We start from the raw sequence: 18,395 nt of genomic DNA, 5'->3' as shown, positions 1-18,395 counted from the left end.
ACAAAATAATGATCATTGATTTGGAGTTTTTATGACCATCACTATTTACGGTATCAAATCTTGTAGCACGATGAAAAAAGCTTTTACTAAGCTTGATGAGCTAGGTGTCAGCTATGACTTTCATGACTATAAAAAACAAGGCATTGATAAGGAAAGCGTACAGCGTTGGGTAAATGAGCTGGGTATCAATAAAGTGCTAAATAAACGCGGCACCACTTGGCGTAAACTGACTGATGAGCAAAAACAAGCCGCTGATGCCAATATAGATACTGCCATCGATTTGCTTGTAGAAAATACCAGTATGATTAAACGTCCGATAGTTGAAGGTGAAATTAAAGATAAGCTTTTTTTGCTATGTGGTTATGATGAAGAAGCATTCGACACAACTTTTTCGTAAAGGAAGTTTTTGGCCAATTGCAAAAGCCCAAGCTTAGATTCTAAGCTCGGGCTTTATAATACCTACGATAAACCAGATCACACTGAAGCACCAAATAATGAGCACATAAAGACGGATTTGCTCGGCTGTCCAATCAAGTGCAAACCATTCAATCATAAAGAACGATTTCCATCCCTCTATCCAGCGCGCACCGCCATAACCAATAATCCACCAGCAATAAAGGCTCTCTAAAGCAAACAGTAGACACCATAGCCACAGCGGCATAATTGACTCCTCAAGAAACTAAAGCATGGTCGCATCAATATCGCGACTGATAAGTGTACCAACCCCTTTATTGGTAAAAATCTCCAACAGCGTCGCATGCGGCACACGACCATCGACGATAACGGCACTTTTTACGCCGCTACGTACCGCATCAAGCGCACATTGAATCTTAGGAATCATACCGCCTGAAATCGTACCATCTTCAATAAGGCTATCGACTGTCTTTGGCGTTAATCCAGTGACGACTTCACCGTCGCGTCCCAATACCCCTTTGATATTGGTTAGGAGCATGAGCTTTTCAGCTTGCAAAAACTCTGCAACCTTACCCGCGACCAAATCGGCATTGATATTATAAGTATTGCCTTCTTCATCGACGCCAAGAGGGGCGATAACAGGGATAAAATCAGAAGCAATCAGCATATTAATCACGTCTTTATTGACACTGACCACATCACCGACAAAGCCTAAATCGACGGGCACGGCAATACCATCTGCACCTATTTTTTCCATCATTAACTTTTTAGCTAGGATTAAATTGGCGTCTTTACCCGTCAGACCAATCGCGCGTCCACCGTGCTTGTTGATTAAGCTAACGATAGATTTATTGACGCTTCCGCCGAGTACCATCTCGACGATATCCATCGTACTTTTGTCAGTCACGCGCATACCGTCTATACGATCAGATTGACGACCAAGCTCTTTTAACAAATTATCCACTTGTGGACCACCGCCATGTACGACCACAGGATGCATGCCAACGGTTTTTAATAAGACGATATCACGGGCAAAGGAGCTTTCAAGCGCAGGGTCGGTCATGGCATTGCCGCCGTATTTAACCACGATTAATTTATCAACAAAGCGTTGAATATAAGGCAGCGCCGTGGTTAATACTTCTGCGGTAATTTTGGCTTCATCCAAATTAAGCGTCATGACAAGCTCCTAAAAGACAGGGTTAAGCGGTGGATTAATTGAGGGTTTCTGTTTCTTTCTAGCATTTTCTAATAAGGCGTTCTCTAATAAAATAAATGGTAAAAAATCAGTTAAATAACATTTACTCAGCAACAATAGCCAGTATTTGCGTGGCTAAATGCTCGTTAAATGGGCGGCATAAAGCGGCAAACCTCGTTTGGATATCGATAAGATCGGCGATGCTATCACCAGCGAAGCGCACGGTCAGATTTTGACTGGTATTTGATTGGCGTAATACGCCAAACCCGCGTGCAAAATCCAAACGTACTCCATCGATACAGCTGAGCTTGGTGCCCACTGGTAATAATTTTTGCGCCTGCTCTAAAGTGGTATATTGGTTTTTAGCCGAACAAGTACAAAGTAACGGCGCACAGCTAATGATTGCTTGTGGGTCAGGTTGGGTAATAGAAGCTGCTGATGTCACATGAACCAATTTCTGTAAATACTGGCAGAATCTTGCCAGTTGCTGCACGATGGAACAGTCGGTAAGAGCGGTTGCTGGTAGCGGTAAATAATGGTCAGCCGTACTGACGATAACGGGTAAAGCATCAATGATATCGGCTAAGTTTCTCGCACAATTCGGCTTAGCAGGCAGTGGTTTAGCTAACCAATGGAGTAGTCTTAATGCTGCATACATGGCATCATCATAAAGAATAAAGTAGCCATCATTAAAAATAAAATGCCCAGATAATTCACCGGCAAAGATAATTTGACCGCCAGAATTCTGTATTTGTTGCCGCATCAGGCTGCTACCTGTTTTACTAATCACAGGCGTTGCGCCAAGCTCAGTAATAAGCTTTGGTAAATGATGGCAGCATTTAATATCAAAGAGCACTTGAGAGTTTGATAATGAAGCATTTAACGATTGAGGGCGCTGATTGACAGCTACTGTTGCTAACAGATAAAGCAGATGGTCGGGAGTGACGACTTTGCCCCGATTATCAACTACCATTAACCGATCGCCATCACCATCAAAGGCGATACCTATATCTGCCTGATGCAAAAGCACGCTTTGCTGCAACTGCTTAAGACGCTGCGGCTCAGTCGGGTCGGGATTGCCGGCGGGAAAGTCACCGTCTGGCGTATCATTCAGCATGATGACACTTTGGCAAAAATGCGTAAATAAAGGCTTGGCGATATTGCTGGTCGCACCGTGCATACAATCAATCACCACCACTAAATCAAGTTTGGAGGAGGGTAGTTGACTATCTTCTGCAGTTTGGTTAAGAAGCTGATTATTATGTTGATAAATTTGCTTAAAAACTTGCGTAATGGCGTTGCTATAAGCGCTTGCGACTTGCTTAGCAGGTAACTGCTGTTGTTTATGATAAATGGGCTTAGCAATGCTGTCCAAAGACGGGTTTTGCGCATTATCAATACCCAGTTGATGATATAGCGCCTGAATGTCTGTGCTGCTAGGCGAGATATGATTGACGAGCCATTTCACCCCTAAAATATCTTTAGCAGAGTGGCTGGCAGTGACAATAATGCCATGTCCCTGATATTGCTCCGCCCAAAAAATCATCATAGGCGTGGTCACTAAGCCCAGTTGAATGACTTGTATACCTTGCTGAGACAAAATATGAGCAAGTGCCTGCGCAATGGTATTGCTATCACAGCGCACATCATAACCAATGACGACAATGATTTTTTCATTAGTGCTTTGGCGATTGTTTTCACTGCTAATTTTGCTATTTTTTGCGCTATGTTTTTTACTATCAATATTTTGCTGAACTTGATAAAGATGAGCAAAAGCGTACCCCAATGCGTGAATAAAGTCATTGGTAAACTGCTGGCGCGAACCACGAATATCATAAGCACGAAATAAGGATTGCTGCGCAGCAAAAGACGGCATCGCTTACTCTCCTTATTGTCGTGATTGTTAAGTTATTATGATTGTTAAATTAGTATGATTTTTAGATTGTCATCATAATCAACAATTAAAATGGTAAATCAGTACGGACTACTGACGACCAGAGTGGCCAAAACCACCAGCACCGCGCGCGCTGGTATCACTAAATTCTGCCACTACTTCAAACTCTGGACGGGCGACTGGTACGACCACATATTGCGCCATACGTTCTGCTGGGTTTAAGACAAAATCTTCATTGCTGCGATTCCAAATACTAACCATCAGCTCACCTTGATAATCGGCATCAATCAAGCCGACCAAATTACCTAAGACGATACCATGCTTATGACCGAGACCAGAGCGCGGTAAAATCATGCCAGCAAAGTTAGGGTCTTGAATATAAACAGCTAAACCAGTACCAATCAAATGCGTGGCACCGGCTTTAATCGTCAATGGCTCGTCAATGCAGGCACGCAAGTCGATACCTGCACTGCCATCGGTGGCACGTGTCGGTAGCGAGAACGCTTTATCTTCAGTAATTTTAGGGTTTAATACTTTAACTTGTACAGCTTGCATAACGCACTCACTTAACGATTTAATGGTGTTGTAAACAGAATGAATCACATTTTTAACTTTTAGGTTTTAAATGCTTAACAACAACTATTTTTATAAATAGCTGCTGATTGTTAACTTTTAGTTTTCAGATTTTCATAGGCGATTAACTAAAGAATCAACACGCTCGCCAAGCCCAAAAACGACATAAAGCCGACAATATCGGTCACGGTGGTTAAGATAACCGAGGCGGATAGCGCAGGGTCGATATTCATACGTTTGAGCATTAGCGGAATACTGATGCCTGAAACGTTGGCGGCGGTCATATTAATCGCGATAGCAAGGCCAATGACAGCGCTGATTTTAATGTCATGAAACCACAATTGCGCAATAAACGCCATGATTATCGCCCATATGATACCGTTTATCGCCCCAACCCACAGCTCTTTATTTAATAACCATAGGCGGTTTGAACCACCGATTTGACCCATCGCCATACCACGAATGACGACGGTAAGCGTTTGCGAGCCTGCAATACCGCCCATACTGGCAACCACGGGCATTAATATCGCTAGCGCCACGACCTTTGCCAGTACGGCTTCAAACTGGCCAATCACTGCGGCCGCCAATAGTGCGGTGCATAAATTAATACCAAGCCAAATACTACGGCTTTTGGCACTGGTTAGGATGGGCGCAAACAGCTCTTCATCTTGGCTGACACCGGCAAGATTTTTCATGGTGCTGTCGACATCATCTTGGATAATCTCCATGATATCTTCGCCATTCAGTTGACCGACCAGCTCGCCGTGACTGTTAATCACCGGGGCAAAGCGAATATCTTCTGAACGGAAAATCGCTGCCGCATCTTGAATATCTAAGCGGTCATTAATGGTAATGGCCGCATCAATTAATGCCGATACTAGGGTACGTTGGTCATGTTTAATCAAATCGACCAAACTGAGCAGCCCGAGTAATTGCTGGCTTTGGTCGACGACCAAAAGCTCTTGGCTCTCGTCATCGAGCAGGTCGTCATTTTCTCGCAGCCAGTTTTGTACTTCCGCTAGCGTAATATCGTCTCTAATCTGAATAAGATCAGGATCCATATAACTACCAACTTCCCAGTCGGCATAGGTATCGAGCTTATTGACCTGAATGCGAATATCTTCATCTAGAGTTGCCATCACCGAGGTGCGCACACTTTCGGTAACGGTATCTAAAATCTCGGAGATATCTTGTGCATCAAGGTCTTGGGTAAAAAGCGATATCTCTTTTGAAGAAACGTTTTCTAACAGCGGCTGGCGGGTATCAAACTCTAACTCCGCAAGCACTTCACCTTTGATATCTTCTGGCACCTGCGCCCAAATCAATAAGCGATTTTGGCTAGGAAACGATTCTAATAAGCTGGCAATCTCATATTCTGATTGCTTGGCTAAAAACTCGGTAATGGCCTCATAGGCTTTATCTGCGACCAACTCTTGCAAATACAGTAGCTTATATTCGCCGTTAGATTCCGCCGGATTGTAGTCTCCCTGTCGTGTCGATGGTCGTTCAGCATTCGGCGTCGAGGTGGGCATAAAAGTTCCAAGTTTTTAAAAGGTATTAATAATAATTAAAGTATCGGCTTTATATTTAATAGATTAGCAGTATTTATCAGCCAATTTTAGCTATCAAACTTAGCGATTACCTAATAAAGCACGAATGTTAGCCAAGTATTCATCAGCAACTTTTTCAGGGTCTTTGCTGGCTTTTTTCTTTTTCGCTTTGGCAGGCCAATCAATATGATCTTCTGGCAATTCATCTAAAAAGCGTGATTCAGACGTCACGCGCATCTGACCACCTGCGCGGCGCTGGGTGGCAAGTGTCAATGTCAGCTCACGACGGGCGCGGGTAATACCTACGTACATTAAACGCCGCTCTTCTTCGACCGTCTCGCTAAGAATAGAATTGCGGTGCGGTAGCATCTCTTCCTCAAGCCCCATGATATAAACAAAATCAAACTCCAAACCTTTTGCCGCATGTAAGGTCATGAGGTTCACTTTATTGGTATTTTCTTCTTCTTGCTGCTGCTCAAGCATATCAAGCAAGACCAGCTTACGAATGATGGTATCAATAGTGCGGTCTTCGTCTTCTTCGGCGCGATTAATCAGCGATTGAATACTGGTATATAGCATGTCGATATTATCGATGCGATTTTTTTCTTGTTGTGGCGTTTTAGAATCGCTACGGACAAAGTCAATATAACCGGTCTCATCAATCATTTGACGGACGATTGGCACGGGGTCGGGATGCTGATCGAGCTCACGGGTATAATGCCCAATAAAATCGCCAAACTCCTTCAACGTCCCATAAGCCTTAGACGGCAAGACGTGAGCTAGACCGGCATGGGTACAAGACGCCAATAACGAGATGCTATGCTCTTGTGAAAATAGACCAAGCTTTTCAAGTGTCGCTGGTCCCATCCCGCGCTTCGGCGTATTAATAATCCGTAAAAATGCGCTGTCATCTTCTGGGTTAAGAATCAAACGCAAATAACCCATGATGTCTTTGATTTCACTACGGGCAAAGAACGACTGACCACCTGATAACTTATAAGGCACTTGCAACTGACGAAGCTGTGCCTCTAGCATGCGCGCCTGAAAGTTACTGCGATAAAGAACCGCATATTGCTCCCATTCATTACCGAAACGCAATTTATGCGTGACAATCTCTTTTGCCACGCGCTCGGATTCATCATCGTCATTACGGCAATTAATAATGCGAATTTTTTCGCCTTGACCTTTATCTGACCAGAGTTTCTTTTCAAATAAATGCTCGTTATTGGTAATAACGGCGTTGGCAGAGGTCAAGATACGCGTGGTTGAACGATAATTTTGTTCAAGCATGACTATTTTTAATTTTGGAAAATCTTCTTTCAATAATCCCATGTTTTCAGGTTTTGCGCCGCGCCACGCATAGATAGATTGGTCGTCATCGCCAACGACGGTAAAGCGTCCTTGTGGTCCGACCAGATATTTAATCATCTCATACTGGGCGGTATTGGTATCTTGATATTCATCGACGAGCAAATAACGAATACGGTTTTGCCATTTATCACGCAGCTCTCTATTTTCACGTAAGATTTTGGTTGGCAAGACAATCAAATCGTCAAAATCAACGGCGTTATAAGCACGCAGATTGCGCTCATATAAAGCATAAAGGGTGGCAAAAATCATATCTTCTGGGTCGTCTAAGGTTTCCATTGCCTTGTCCGGCTCAATCAGATCGTTTTTCCAATCAGAAATCATTTTTATCGCTTTGCCGACCAACTCACGACTTTCTGCGCCGCTTAAATTGTCACGCATCATCAGCTCCATCAGCAGACGTTTGCTGTCGTCGCTGTCCATGATGGAGAAGTTACCTTTAAGCGGCGTATGAATCAGCTCATAACGTAAAAACTGTAGCCCAAATTGGTGAAAGGTAGACACCGTCAGCCCGCGGGTTTTTTCACTCGGCAGCAATTTACTGACCCGGGCTTTCATCTCGCGCGCCGCTTTATTGGTAAAAGTCACCGCCGTAATGCGCTCGGCTGGCATGTTGCATTCTTCTATTAGATAGGCAATTTTACGGGTAATAACCGATGTCTTACCGGAGCCGGCACCTGCTAGCACGAGCAATGGACCAGATACGTAGAGCATCGCTTCTTGTTGTTTGGGATTAAGTTGACTCATAAGGTGACCTGTAAGACAAAAGCAAAAAAAATAAGCAAAAGGGGGCGAGCTTCGATATTAACAGCCGCTAAGTTCAATCAATATCGCACGCATTAAGCAAATTGCTAGCGCAACATGACAACATAACATTATAGCTTGCTGCCTCATCTTGATATCAAAATATGGCGTCGGTAAGATTATTCAATCCGTTTGTTAATTAAGCACAGAGCAGTTAATATTTTGTGACAATTAACCATAAGTGCCGTCATTAAAAAAGCTGCCGATACGACCATGGAATTCGGTGGGTCATTATAAAGCAAAAACCCTATCTTTGGGTGAGGAGTTGAAGGATGCATGCCGAGTAAAAAAGCGTTTGGATTGCGTGACTTACACTATATATACCAGCGCCTTTTTAGAAATATGGATTTGGGCTTAATATAAGGTAACGTCTATATCATAGGTCGTAGTAAAAAAAACATATTTTTTTTGCAGAGAAAATGACCGTTCAATGCAGTTAAAAACTAGCTTTTGATTGCCGATATGCGTATAGTACGTAAATAATTTATGCCAGTTGTCACGTCATTGTTGACCACGTGTAATGAGCTATTAAATCAATTAAGTAAACACCGGATATGATATTGATTTAATACGTTGATCTTACGTTGTTACAAGATGCGTTGGGCGACCAGCCTTTTTATCCGTGTACAGAGCGGAACATCTACAGTTGGTCACGTCTGACATCGTCGTCAATAAGCTTGATAATTGGTTATTACCAGCACAGTAGCTATAATAGTCATTGATTTAGACAATCATTGAGTTATTTAAATCACTGAGTTATTTAAACAAATTTACTCAAATAAAGTGACTCAATGACAGTTACTTTGTGTTTTCGTCTGCGTTACGCCTGTCGCCATTACCACCATTATTTGTGAGTATTTGCGGTACGCTTGACACTCGATTGGGTGAGGAGCACGTATTATCATGTCTGCTTTTAATTGGTCAGCAATCGCTTTTATTTTAGCCGCCATTGGGCTAGTTGTATTTATGCTGGTCGTTCCGCGCTTACTTGGCGGTCGCTCTCAGGGCTCACAAAAAGAAGAGGTATTTGAAGCGGGTGTTGTCGGAGCTGGCAACGCCCGCATTCGTTTGTCTGCTAAATTCTATTTGGTGGCCATCTTCTTCGTTATTTTTGATTTAGAAGCGCTGTATCTATATGCCTATGCGGTTTCCGTTCGTGAGGCGGGCTGGCTTGGCTTTGTCGCTGCCGCAATATTTATCACCATCTTGATTATTGGCTTGGTATACGAGCTCAGTCTGGGTGCGATGAACTGGGCACCGGCGGATAAACGCCGTAAGCAACCTCGCTTACATGCGGCTCCGGCAGGTTTCAATTTGGCAGACATCACCAAATTTGATGGTGTTGATGAGCTGATGGTTGATCCGACGGGTAAAATACCGGCGCAATCTTCAGGGCAAATTAATGTCTCGAACAATATTGAGACCAATCGTCGTCATTTGCAGAATATCGATCATATTAATACCACAGGTAATATTACCTCCGTGGATTTTGCCACCTCTGCGCAGCCCGATAAGGTCGAACGCTAATTGCTTATAGCTAGATTAGCTTATTATAGCTAGATTGTTTTAGCCTTATTCCCGCATGTCAGCATGATTAATTTATTCATAATAGAAGTTATGGCGCTCGTAGTGGCAATCTGATTGCCGCATGGCGCTTAAAATAAAGGTTGTATGTTATGAAATACACATTAACAAAAGCCAACCCTGATGCAGATACCTATCCTGCACAGACTAGTCAAACGGTCAATGACCCGCTCGAAGACGAAGTCAATAAAAACGTCTTTATGGGTCGTCTCGAAGACCTTGTCCATTCAACAGCAAACTGGGGGCGCAAGCACTCACTGTGGCCATTTAACTTTGGTACCTCATGCTGTTATGTCGAATATGCAACTACCTTAACTGCGGTTCACGATTTATCACGCTTTGGTGCCGAAGTTATTCGCGCCTCGCCCCGTCAGGCGGACGTGATGATTGTTGCTGGTACTTGCTTTGTAAAAATGGCACCGGTTATTCAGCGTCTATATGAGCAAATGCTTGAGCCAAAATGGGTCATCTCAATGGGTGCTTGTGCCAACTCGGGCGGTATGTATGACATCTACTCAGTGGTGCAAGGCGTGGATAAGATTATTCCCGTCGATGTTTATGTACCCGGTTGTCCGCCGCGTCCAGAAGCCTTGATTCAAGGCTTGATGCTGCTGCAAGAGTCGATTACTAAAGAGCGTCGTCCGCTGGGTATTCATGTCAATGAGCAGGGTATCTATCAGCCACAAATGACGCCTGAGCGTGACCGTAAGCAAGCAGATCGTATCGCTGTGAAAAACTTGCGTAGCCCAGACAGTATTTAGCTTATTACGTGAGTATTTGCTTTACGTAAGTATTTACTTTGGCATTTTAGCTCAGTTGTTCATAATTCTTAGAAGTGCGCGTACGCTTATCACAGCTCGGTTATGATTAACATAGCTCGGTTATGATTAATGAAGGAAGACATCATTCATGGTCACGGTAGTTGAAAACATAGATCCTAACAACATGGATCCTAAAATCAAGCCTGTCCCAGCAGTTATCAAAGAGCTGGAAGAAAAATATGCTGGTAAGTTTGTCGTACAGCACACGGTGGATGAGATTCCAACGGTGTGGGTTGCGCGTGCCGACTTATTAGATGTTCTATTATACCTGCGTAAATTGCCAAAACCTTATGTCATGCTATTTGACTTATCAGCGATAGATGAGCGCTTGCGTCAACATCGCCAAGGGTTGCCTGACAGCGATTTTACGGTGTTTTATCATTTGATGTCGCTTGAGCGCAATAGCGATGTGCGTATCAAAGTCGCGCTAAGCGAAGACGATATTAATGTACCGAGCGCGACCAAGATTTGGCCAAATGCCAACTGGTATGAGCGTGAAGTGTGGGATATGTTTGGTATTGTCTTTACAGGTCATCCGCATTTAACCCGTATCTTATTGCCAAAATATTGGGAAGGTCATCCACTGCGCAAAGAGTATCATGCGCGGGCAACTGAATTTACCCCGTATTTCTTGAATACCGCCAAACAACAATACGAGCAAGAAAACCTGCGCTTTGTCCCTGAAGAGTGGGGCATGAAACGCTCGGGTCGTGATGAAGACTTTATGTTCTTGAACATCGGTCCTAACCATCCATCAGCTCACGGTGCTTTCCGTTTGGTACTTCAGCTTGATGGCGAAGAAGTGGTCGATTGTATCCCTGATATTGGCTATCACCATCGCGGCGCCGAAAAAATGGCTGAGCGTCAAACGTGGCACTCATTTATTCCTTATACCGACCGTATTGACTATCTCGGCGGCGTAATGAATGAGCTACCGTATATCATGTCGGTTGAAAAGCTTGCCGGTATCACCATTCCGCCGCGCGCTGAAACCATCCGCGTGATGATGAGTGAGTTTTTCCGTATTACCAATAACTTGCTGTTCGTCGGTACCTTTATTCAGGATGCGGGCGGTATGACGCCAGTATTCTATATGTTTACCGACCGCCAAAAAGCTTATGACGTCATCGAAGCCGTTACCGGTTACCGTATGCATCCTGCGTGGTTCCGTATCGGCGGTACAGCGCACGATTTACCGCGTGGCTGGCAGCGTTTGGTTCGCGAGTTCCTAGAATGGATGCCAAAACGCTTGGATGAATATGTCAAAGCAGCGCTGCAAAACAGTGTGCTTAAAGGTCGTACTCAAGGCGTTGCGCAATATAATACCAAGCAAGCATTGGCATGGGGCGTCACCGGCGCAGGTTTACGTGCAACAGGTTTAGATTTTGATTTGCGTAAAGCACGTCCGTATATGGGCTATGAGAATTACGACTTTGAAGTGCCAGTCGGCTATAACGGCGATGCTTATGATCGCTGTATGGTAAAAGTTGAAGAGATGCGCCAGTCGTTACGTATCATCCGTCAATGTATGGATAACATGCCGCAAGGTCCTTATAAAGCCGATCATCCATTGGCAGTACCACCGCCAAAAGACCGGACCTTGAATGATATCGAAACCTTGATTAACCACTTTATCTCCGTCTCTTGGGGTCCTGTGATGCCAGCGGGTGAGTGCACCACAATTGTTGAAGCCACCAAAGGCTTAAATAGTTATTACATCACCTCCGATAAAGCGACGATGAGCTACCGTACCCGTATTCGCACGCCGACATTTGCGCACCTGCAGCAGATGCCATCGGTGATTAATGGCTCATTGGTATCCGATGCCATTATGTATTTGGCATCGATTGATATTGTGATGGCCGATTGTGACCGCTAAATGTTAGCCGTAATGCATTGATCATCATCTTTTATCAATGCTAAATGCTATTAATGTCAAATATTAGAAGTTAAGTATTAAAAGTAAGACACGTTCATTAACATGTTATCGCCAAACTGGCACACCAAAACGCTGTCGTTGCGCCATGAGCGCAACCTTAACAGTGGGCTGAGTGAGGAAAGAAAAAGATTATGAGAATTGTTTCCGATAAAATGCCAAAAGTAGATGTGGCAAGTATCTTAACCGCTGAAGAAATTGCGGCTATCCATGAGTTTATGCATCATTATCCCCATCCACGGGCAGCGTCTTTAGATGCACTAAAAATCGTGCAAAAGCGTAATGGCTGGGTCGATGATGCACAAGTCAATGCCATCGCTAATATTCTAAATATTCCTGTGACCGATATGGATGGGGTGGCAACCTTCTTTAACCGTATTTATCGTCAGCCAGTCGGTCGCAATGTCATCCTTATTTGTGATTCAGTGGCTTGTTATCTAACTGGTTACGAAGCGCTGGCCGCTGAATTAAAAGCGCAGCTGGGCATCGACTATGGTCAGACCACCGCTGATAACCGTTTTACGCTATTGCCGATTTGCTGTTTGGGCAACTGTGACAAAGGTCCTGCTGTCTTAATTAATGAAGACACCTATGGTCCTGTGCAGCCCACCGAAGTCGCCCAATTGTTGGAGCTATACGCATGAGTTTAACGATTTCAGAGCAGATTGCTCGTCGCGGTCAAGGCAAAGCGCCAAGCCAATTAAATGACCAGCGCATTCCTGTCTATGGCGATAAAGCAACCGCAACTAGTGAAACCAAACCGCTTACATGGCGCCTCGCCCATCACGATGCGGTATTGGACTTAGCCACTTATGAATCGCTACGCGGATTTGAAGCCTTAAAAATGGCTTTAAACCAATCGCCAGCCGACACTTTAAATACCATCAAAGAAGCAGTGGTCAAAGGTCGTGGCGGTGCAGGTTTCCCAGCCGGTATTAAATGGTCGCTCATGGCACCACCCGATGGCGGTCCACGTTATCTTGTCTGTAATGCCGATGAGATGGAGCCGGGTACTTTTAAAGACCGTCTCTTGATGGAGCGTCTACCGCTACAGCTTATCGAAGGTATGCTGATTTCTGCCTATGCGATTGGTGCAACGGCCGGTTATATCTTTATTCGCGGCGAGTATATCTTAGCAGCGGAGCGTTTAACGGCTGCGCTTGAAGAGTTGCGTGCCAATAATTTGGTCGGCGACAATATCTTAGGGTCTGACTTTAGCTTTGATTTGCACGTCCATACCGGCGCTGGTCGTTATATTTGCGGTGAAGAAACCGCTTTGATTAATTGCCTAGAAGGTCGCCGTGCCAATCCGCGTACCAAACCACCGTTTCCGCAGGTGGCAGGTGCATGGGGACGTCCAACCGTCGTTAATAACGTTGAAACTCTACATAACGTTTCAGCGATTATTTTGCACGGTAGTAAATGGTATCAAGATTTACCAAAAGCCAAAGGCGTGGTTGAAACCCCGGGTACCAAGCTATTTGGTTGTTCAGGTCTGGTCAATGATCCCGGTCTATGGGAGCTACCATTTGGTTATACGGCGCGCGAAATTATCGAAGATTTCGCTGGCGGTATGAAGGAAGGTAAAAAGCTCAAGGCTTGGTTACCGGGCGGTGCATCAACCGACTTTTTAACCGCTGACCATTTAGATACCGTAGTCGATTTTGACACCATTCAAAAAGCCGGTAGCCGTATGGGTACTGGGCTAATCATGGTCGTCGATGAAGAACAAGACATGGTGCCATTACTGCGCAACCTTGAGGTTTTCTTCCAACGTGAATCATGCGGTTGGTGTACGCCGTGCCGTGATGGTCTACCGTGGGGCGTGAAAATATTGACCGCTATCAATGATGGTCAAGGTCAAATCGGTGATGTTGAGAAATTAGAAGGCTTAACCCGTGATTTATGGATCGGCAAAACCTTCTGTGCCCATGCGCCGGGTGCGATGGAACCACTGATGAGTGCAATTAAATATTTCCGTCCTGAGTTTGATCAAAAAATTGCGCAGGCGGTTGGTGAAGATGTCATTGAGGCTGCAGCCAATCAACAGCCAGAAGTGAAATAAGGAGAGCGGCATGGCAGTCATACATATTGATGGAACCACTGTCGAAGTAGATAGCGCAGATAACTTGCTACAAGCATGTTTATCACTCGGCATTGATGTGCCGTATTTTTGTTATCACCCCGCCTTAGGTTCAGTCGGCTCTTGCCGTCAGTGTGCGGTTAAGCAATATCAGTCTAAAGAAGATATGGAAGCGGGTCGCGGTCGCCTCGTGATGTCATGTATGGTCGCTCCGGGCGATGATATGTACATCTCGGTCACTGACGATGAAGCCAAAGCCTTTCGTAAGTCGATGGTTGAGCTGTTGATGATCAACCATCCGCATGACTGTCCAACTTGTGAAGAAGGCGGACATTGTCATTTGCAAGACATGACCTATATGTCAGGTCATAGCCGTCGTCGCTATCGCTTTACTAAGCGTACCCATCATAATCAAGAGCTTGGGCCGTTTATCGCTCATGAGATGAACCGCTGTATCGCTTGCTATCGCTGCGTCCGTTTTTATAAAGACTATGCGGGCGGCGAAGATTTGGGCGTTTATGGCTCAAACGAGCGCGTTTATTTTGGTCGTGATAAAGACGGTCAGTTCGAAAGTGAATTCTCTGGTAACTTAACCGAAGTGTGCCCAACCGGTGTCTTTACCGATAAAACCCACTCTGAGCGCTATAACCGTAAATGGGACATGCAGTATGCGCCAAGCATCTGTCATGGTTGCTCAGCCGGTTGTAATATCTCACCGGGCGAGCGTTATGGTGAATTGCGCCGTATTGAAAACCGCTATAACGGTGAAGTAAACCGTTACTTCTTATGTGACCGTGGTCGCTTTGGTTACGGTTATGTCAATCGCGAAGACCGTCCAACGCAAGCGCTTGAGCTTATCAATGACAAGCACGTTAAAATCAATATCGACTATGCGTTAGACGAAACCATCAAACGTATCAAAGATAAAAAAGTCATCGGTATTGGCTCACCACGTGCCAGCCTTGAGACCAACTTTGCGCTAAAAAATATGGTCGGCTTTGATAACTTTTCAACCGGCCTTAACCATCAGCAGCAAGCACTGGTTAATAAGTGCATTGAAGTATTAAGCACTGAGGGTATTTATAACCCCGGTATGACGGATATCGAAAGCCACGATGCGGTATTGGTGCTAGGTGAAGATATTACTCAAACCTCATCACGTGTGGCGCTGTCGATTCGTCAAGCAGCAAAAAATGAAGCCATTAAAATGGCTGCTGCGACCAAAACGCAATCGTGGTTGGCCGAGCCAGTCAAACGTATTGGTCAAGGTGTACAAAGTCCGGTATATGTCATCGATGTTATCCAAACTAAGCTAGAAGATATCAGTAAAGTCAGCGTCGTTGCGACACCTGAAGATATTACTAAGCTTGGCTTTAAAGTCGCTGATGCGATTGCTGATTTTGCTGATGATTTAGCAGAAATCGCAGAACCAACGTCAGGTGACGATGCTAATGGTGATGCTATGCAAGCGTTGGCACAGCAAATCGCTTATGACTTGATTCAAGCCGATAAGCCGTTAGTTGTTTCTGGTAGCAGCTTATCATCGACTGCTTTGATAGAAGCAGCAGCACAGATTACTCAAGCATTAAGCCAAAAGCGGGCAGCGATTAAAGCTACTGAGCAGCATCAGGTTGAGGAACATAATGCGAAGGTTGCAGCCGCTGAAGCACAAGCAACAACCCCTCAACAGAGCGAAGACAAAGACTTGTCTGCTAAGCCGAACAAACCGGAAACGGGTGTTGATACAGCAGCGCAAGACGACGTCGAGCGCAAACCGGCAACCAAGCTTGAGCTAAAAGAAGTTAATAAACAATACCATGCGCAAGCCGGTATTTATTTAGCGGTTCCTGATGCCAATAGCATTGGTGTCTGTATGCTTGGCGGTCAATCAGTCGAAGAGTTATTAGCGACTGATTTCGATGTGGTTATCGTTGCTGAAAATCAATTAACCGATGCCATTGATGCGCATAAATTAACCCAGCTATTGACCGATAAAACCGTCATCGCCCTTGATCATCAGCTCCTTGATTGGCATAAAGACGTCGATATCGTCTTGCCAGCTGCTAGTTTTGCGGAAGCGGACGGTACGCTTATTTCTGCTGAAGGTCGTGCGCAGCGCTTCTTCCAAGTTTATGATAACGAATATTATCATCCGATGAGCAGTATTAAAGAAGGCTGGCGCTGGTTACATGCCGTCCATAGCAGCTTAGAAGGTCGCGATGTCGACTGGACACAGCTTGATGATGTCATCAATGCATTGGTTGCCACCCATCCTAAACTTGCTGGTATTAAAGGCGCTGCTCCTGATGCCGATTACCGGATGACTGGTCTAAAAATTGCCCGTCAGCCGCGTCGCTACTCAGGTCGTACTTCTATGCGTGCACCAGTATCTGTGCATGAGCCGATGCAGCCAAAAGATTTGGATACCGGTTTAACCTTCTCAATGGAAGGCTATAGCGGTAAGCAAACGCCAAGCTCGATGATTCCTTTTGCCAATGCGGCAGGTTGGAACTCACCGCAAGCATGGAATAAATACCAAGATAAAGTCGGTGGTAGCCTCAAAAATGGTGATCCAGGCGTCCGTCTGTTTGATCAATTAGAGCGCCTAGCCACGCGTCAATATGTTGCCCCAGAAGTTACTTCGGTGACGACCACGGATATGCAACAAGGACAAGCAAAACTGGTACCGATTTATAACCTTTATGCCAGCTCTATGATGGCATCACGTAGCCCCGTCGTTGCCGAGCAATTACCGCTAGCCACATGGCGCGTCGGTATTGACGATGCCAAAGACTGGGGTCTTGCAGCGGGTGATTATCTGGCGATTGAGATTGATAAACAGCAAATCACTTTACCCGTTGAGCTGGTTGGTTACTTAGCAGAAGGTTGTATCGGCTATCCGGTTGGGCAGGTGGATATCATCCATCCGTCAATGCCAGCATCGGTACGTAAAATTGATGCGCCGGTGACGATGATGGGCAGCATGGCGACTGATAGTACTTTAACCGCCAATACCAATAACCGCGCAACGCCAGTAAGCAGCGCGCCGACCACCACACAGGAGGTGTAATATGCAAGTTACCCGTATTATCCCTGATGTGCCAAGCTTTTTGGCTGGTATGATGACCTTTGATACCTGGTCGATACTCTTTATGGTCGTGCAATCGCTGGTCATCTTTTTGGTGGTCGTCATTGTTGCGGCAATGATGATTATTTATGAGCGCCGCATGCTAGCACTCTGGCAAGACCGTTACGGTCCGAACCGTGTTGGTCCGTTTGGCTCGTTGCAGCTGGTTGCTGATATGCTCAAAATCTTCTTTAAAGAAGATTGGACGCCAAACTTTACCGATAAGTTTATGTTTACCTTGGCGCCTGCGGTTGCCATGTTTACCGCTTTGGCCTCTTTTGCCATTATTCCTATCTCGCCATCCCTTGGGGTTGCTGATTGGGATATCGGTATTTTGTTCTTCTTTGCTATGGCAGGTATTGCTGTCTATGCGGTGATGTTCGGTGGCTGGGCATCGGCCAATAAGTTCTCTTTACTTGGCGGCTTACGTTCTGCGGCGCAAACCATCAGTTATGAAGTCTTTTTGGGCTTATCATTGATGGGCGTTGTTGCCTTAACAGGTTCATTCAACCTACGTGAAATCGTTGAATCGCAAATTGACGGCTGGTATATCATTCCGCAATTCTTTGGCTTTTTAACCTTTGTCGTTGCTGGTGTTGCCGTTACCCATAGACATCCATTTGATCAGCCGGAAGCCGAGCAAGAATTGGCCGAAGGTTATCATGTCGAATATTCTGGCATGAAGTTTGGTATGTTTTTTATCGGTGAATATGTCAACGTCGTACTGATTTCTGCGTTGATGACTTGTTTGTTCTTCGGTGGTTGGCTTGCGCCGTTTAATTTAGATATACCGTTTATTCCACCAGCTTTTTGGTTCATGATTAAGACACTATTCTTTATGACCATGTTTATTTTGGCTCGAGGCTCACTCATGCGTCCGCGCTATGATCAGGTGATGAACTTTGGCTGGAAAGTCTGCCTGCCGGTAACCTTGATTAATCTGTTGGTTACTGCTGCAGTCATTTTGATTTTTTCCCCAACGTTATAGTCATTACTAGTAGCCATTACTAGCCATCACTGATGAACTAGGGTAAAGCTGATAAGGA

Annotated in this window: 14 protein-coding genes; 8 read left to right on the top strand and 6 right to left on the bottom strand. The window is 45.0% G+C overall.

Features of this window, described 5'->3' with window-relative positions; translation table 11 throughout:
* The first annotated feature begins 31 nt into the window (after positions 1 to 31).
* Complete coding sequence (locus PG901_RS09030) at positions 32 to 397, top strand: Spx/MgsR family RNA polymerase-binding regulatory protein (RefSeq protein WP_271134279.1); 366 nt, start codon at positions 32 to 34, stop codon at positions 395 to 397.
* A gap of 33 nt (positions 398 to 430) precedes the next feature.
* On the opposite strand, the gene PG901_RS09025 is transcribed toward PG901_RS09030, so the two are convergent.
* From PG901_RS09025 to PG901_RS09000, 6 genes are all read right to left on the bottom strand, one after another.
* Positions 431 to 661, bottom strand: coding sequence for a hypothetical protein (locus PG901_RS09025; RefSeq protein WP_201628723.1), 231 nt, complete (start codon positions 659 to 661; stop codon positions 431 to 433).
* Between the two features lie 18 nt (positions 662 to 679).
* Positions 680 to 1,591: an acetylglutamate kinase gene (gene argB, locus PG901_RS09020; RefSeq protein ID WP_271134278.1), complete on the bottom strand. Its 912-nt coding sequence runs from the start codon at positions 1,589 to 1,591 to the stop codon at positions 680 to 682.
* 121 nt (positions 1,592 to 1,712) lie between these two features.
* Positions 1,713 to 3,485 (bottom strand): phosphomannomutase, encoded by a 1,773-nt coding sequence (locus tag PG901_RS09015; protein ID WP_271134277.1) that lies wholly within the window; start codon positions 3,483 to 3,485, stop codon positions 1,713 to 1,715.
* A gap of 108 nt (positions 3,486 to 3,593) precedes the next feature.
* Positions 3,594 to 4,058, bottom strand: a complete 465-nt coding sequence (dut, locus tag PG901_RS09010; protein WP_149489623.1) for a dUTP diphosphatase — start codon at positions 4,056 to 4,058, stop codon at positions 3,594 to 3,596.
* A gap of 146 nt (positions 4,059 to 4,204) precedes the next feature.
* Entirely contained in the window at positions 4,205 to 5,608 is a 1,404-nt protein-coding gene (gene mgtE, locus PG901_RS09005; RefSeq protein WP_201625624.1) for a magnesium transporter, read from the bottom strand.
* Between the two features lie 99 nt (positions 5,609 to 5,707).
* Complete coding sequence (locus PG901_RS09000; RefSeq protein ID WP_201562547.1) at positions 5,708 to 7,741, bottom strand: UvrD-helicase domain-containing protein; 2,034 nt, start codon at positions 7,739 to 7,741, stop codon at positions 5,708 to 5,710.
* Between the two features lie 960 nt (positions 7,742 to 8,701).
* On the opposite strand from PG901_RS09000, the gene ndhC reads away from it, so the two are divergent.
* The 7 genes from ndhC to nuoH all read left to right on the top strand — a co-directional run bounded on the left by ndhC (position 8,702) and on the right by nuoH (position 18,337).
* A complete protein-coding gene (gene ndhC / locus PG901_RS08995; protein WP_201562545.1) occupies positions 8,702 to 9,325 on the top strand; it encodes an NADH-quinone oxidoreductase subunit A in 624 nt (207 codons plus the stop codon).
* A gap of 149 nt (positions 9,326 to 9,474) precedes the next feature.
* Positions 9,475 to 10,143: a NuoB/complex I 20 kDa subunit family protein gene (locus PG901_RS08990; RefSeq protein ID WP_201562543.1), complete on the top strand. Its 669-nt coding sequence runs from the start codon at positions 9,475 to 9,477 to the stop codon at positions 10,141 to 10,143.
* 184 nt (positions 10,144 to 10,327) lie between these two features.
* Positions 10,328 to 12,082 (top strand): NADH-quinone oxidoreductase subunit C/D, encoded by a 1,755-nt coding sequence (nuoC, locus tag PG901_RS08985; RefSeq protein WP_271134294.1) that lies wholly within the window; start codon positions 10,328 to 10,330, stop codon positions 12,080 to 12,082.
* 191 nt (positions 12,083 to 12,273) lie between these two features.
* Complete coding sequence (gene nuoE, locus PG901_RS08980) at positions 12,274 to 12,783, top strand: NADH-quinone oxidoreductase subunit NuoE (RefSeq protein ID WP_201562539.1); 510 nt, start codon at positions 12,274 to 12,276, stop codon at positions 12,781 to 12,783.
* Complete coding sequence (nuoF, locus tag PG901_RS08975; protein WP_271134276.1) at positions 12,780 to 14,204, top strand: NADH-quinone oxidoreductase subunit NuoF; 1,425 nt, start codon at positions 12,780 to 12,782, stop codon at positions 14,202 to 14,204. Before nuoE ends, nuoF begins: the two co-directional genes overlap by 4 nt.
* A 10-nt stretch (positions 14,205 to 14,214) precedes the next feature.
* Positions 14,215 to 17,292 carry an NADH-quinone oxidoreductase subunit NuoG gene (gene nuoG / locus PG901_RS08970; RefSeq protein WP_271134275.1) on the top strand — a complete coding sequence of 1,026 codons (3,078 nt, stop codon included), beginning with the start codon at positions 14,215 to 14,217 and terminating at the stop codon, positions 17,290 to 17,292.
* Between the two features lie 49 nt (positions 17,293 to 17,341).
* The gene (nuoH, locus tag PG901_RS08965) at positions 17,342 to 18,337 is read left to right on the top strand and encodes an NADH-quinone oxidoreductase subunit NuoH (RefSeq protein ID WP_201562763.1); all 996 of its coding nucleotides are present in this window, start codon (positions 17,342 to 17,344) and stop codon (positions 18,335 to 18,337) included.
* Positions 18,338 to 18,395: the final 58 nt, after the last annotated feature.

This window comes from Psychrobacter sp. ANT_H3, from assembly GCF_027919975.1.
GTDB classification, from domain to species: Bacteria; Pseudomonadota; Gammaproteobacteria; order Pseudomonadales; family Moraxellaceae; genus Psychrobacter; species Psychrobacter maritimus.
This window is presented reverse-complemented; position numbering and strand designations above follow the sequence as displayed.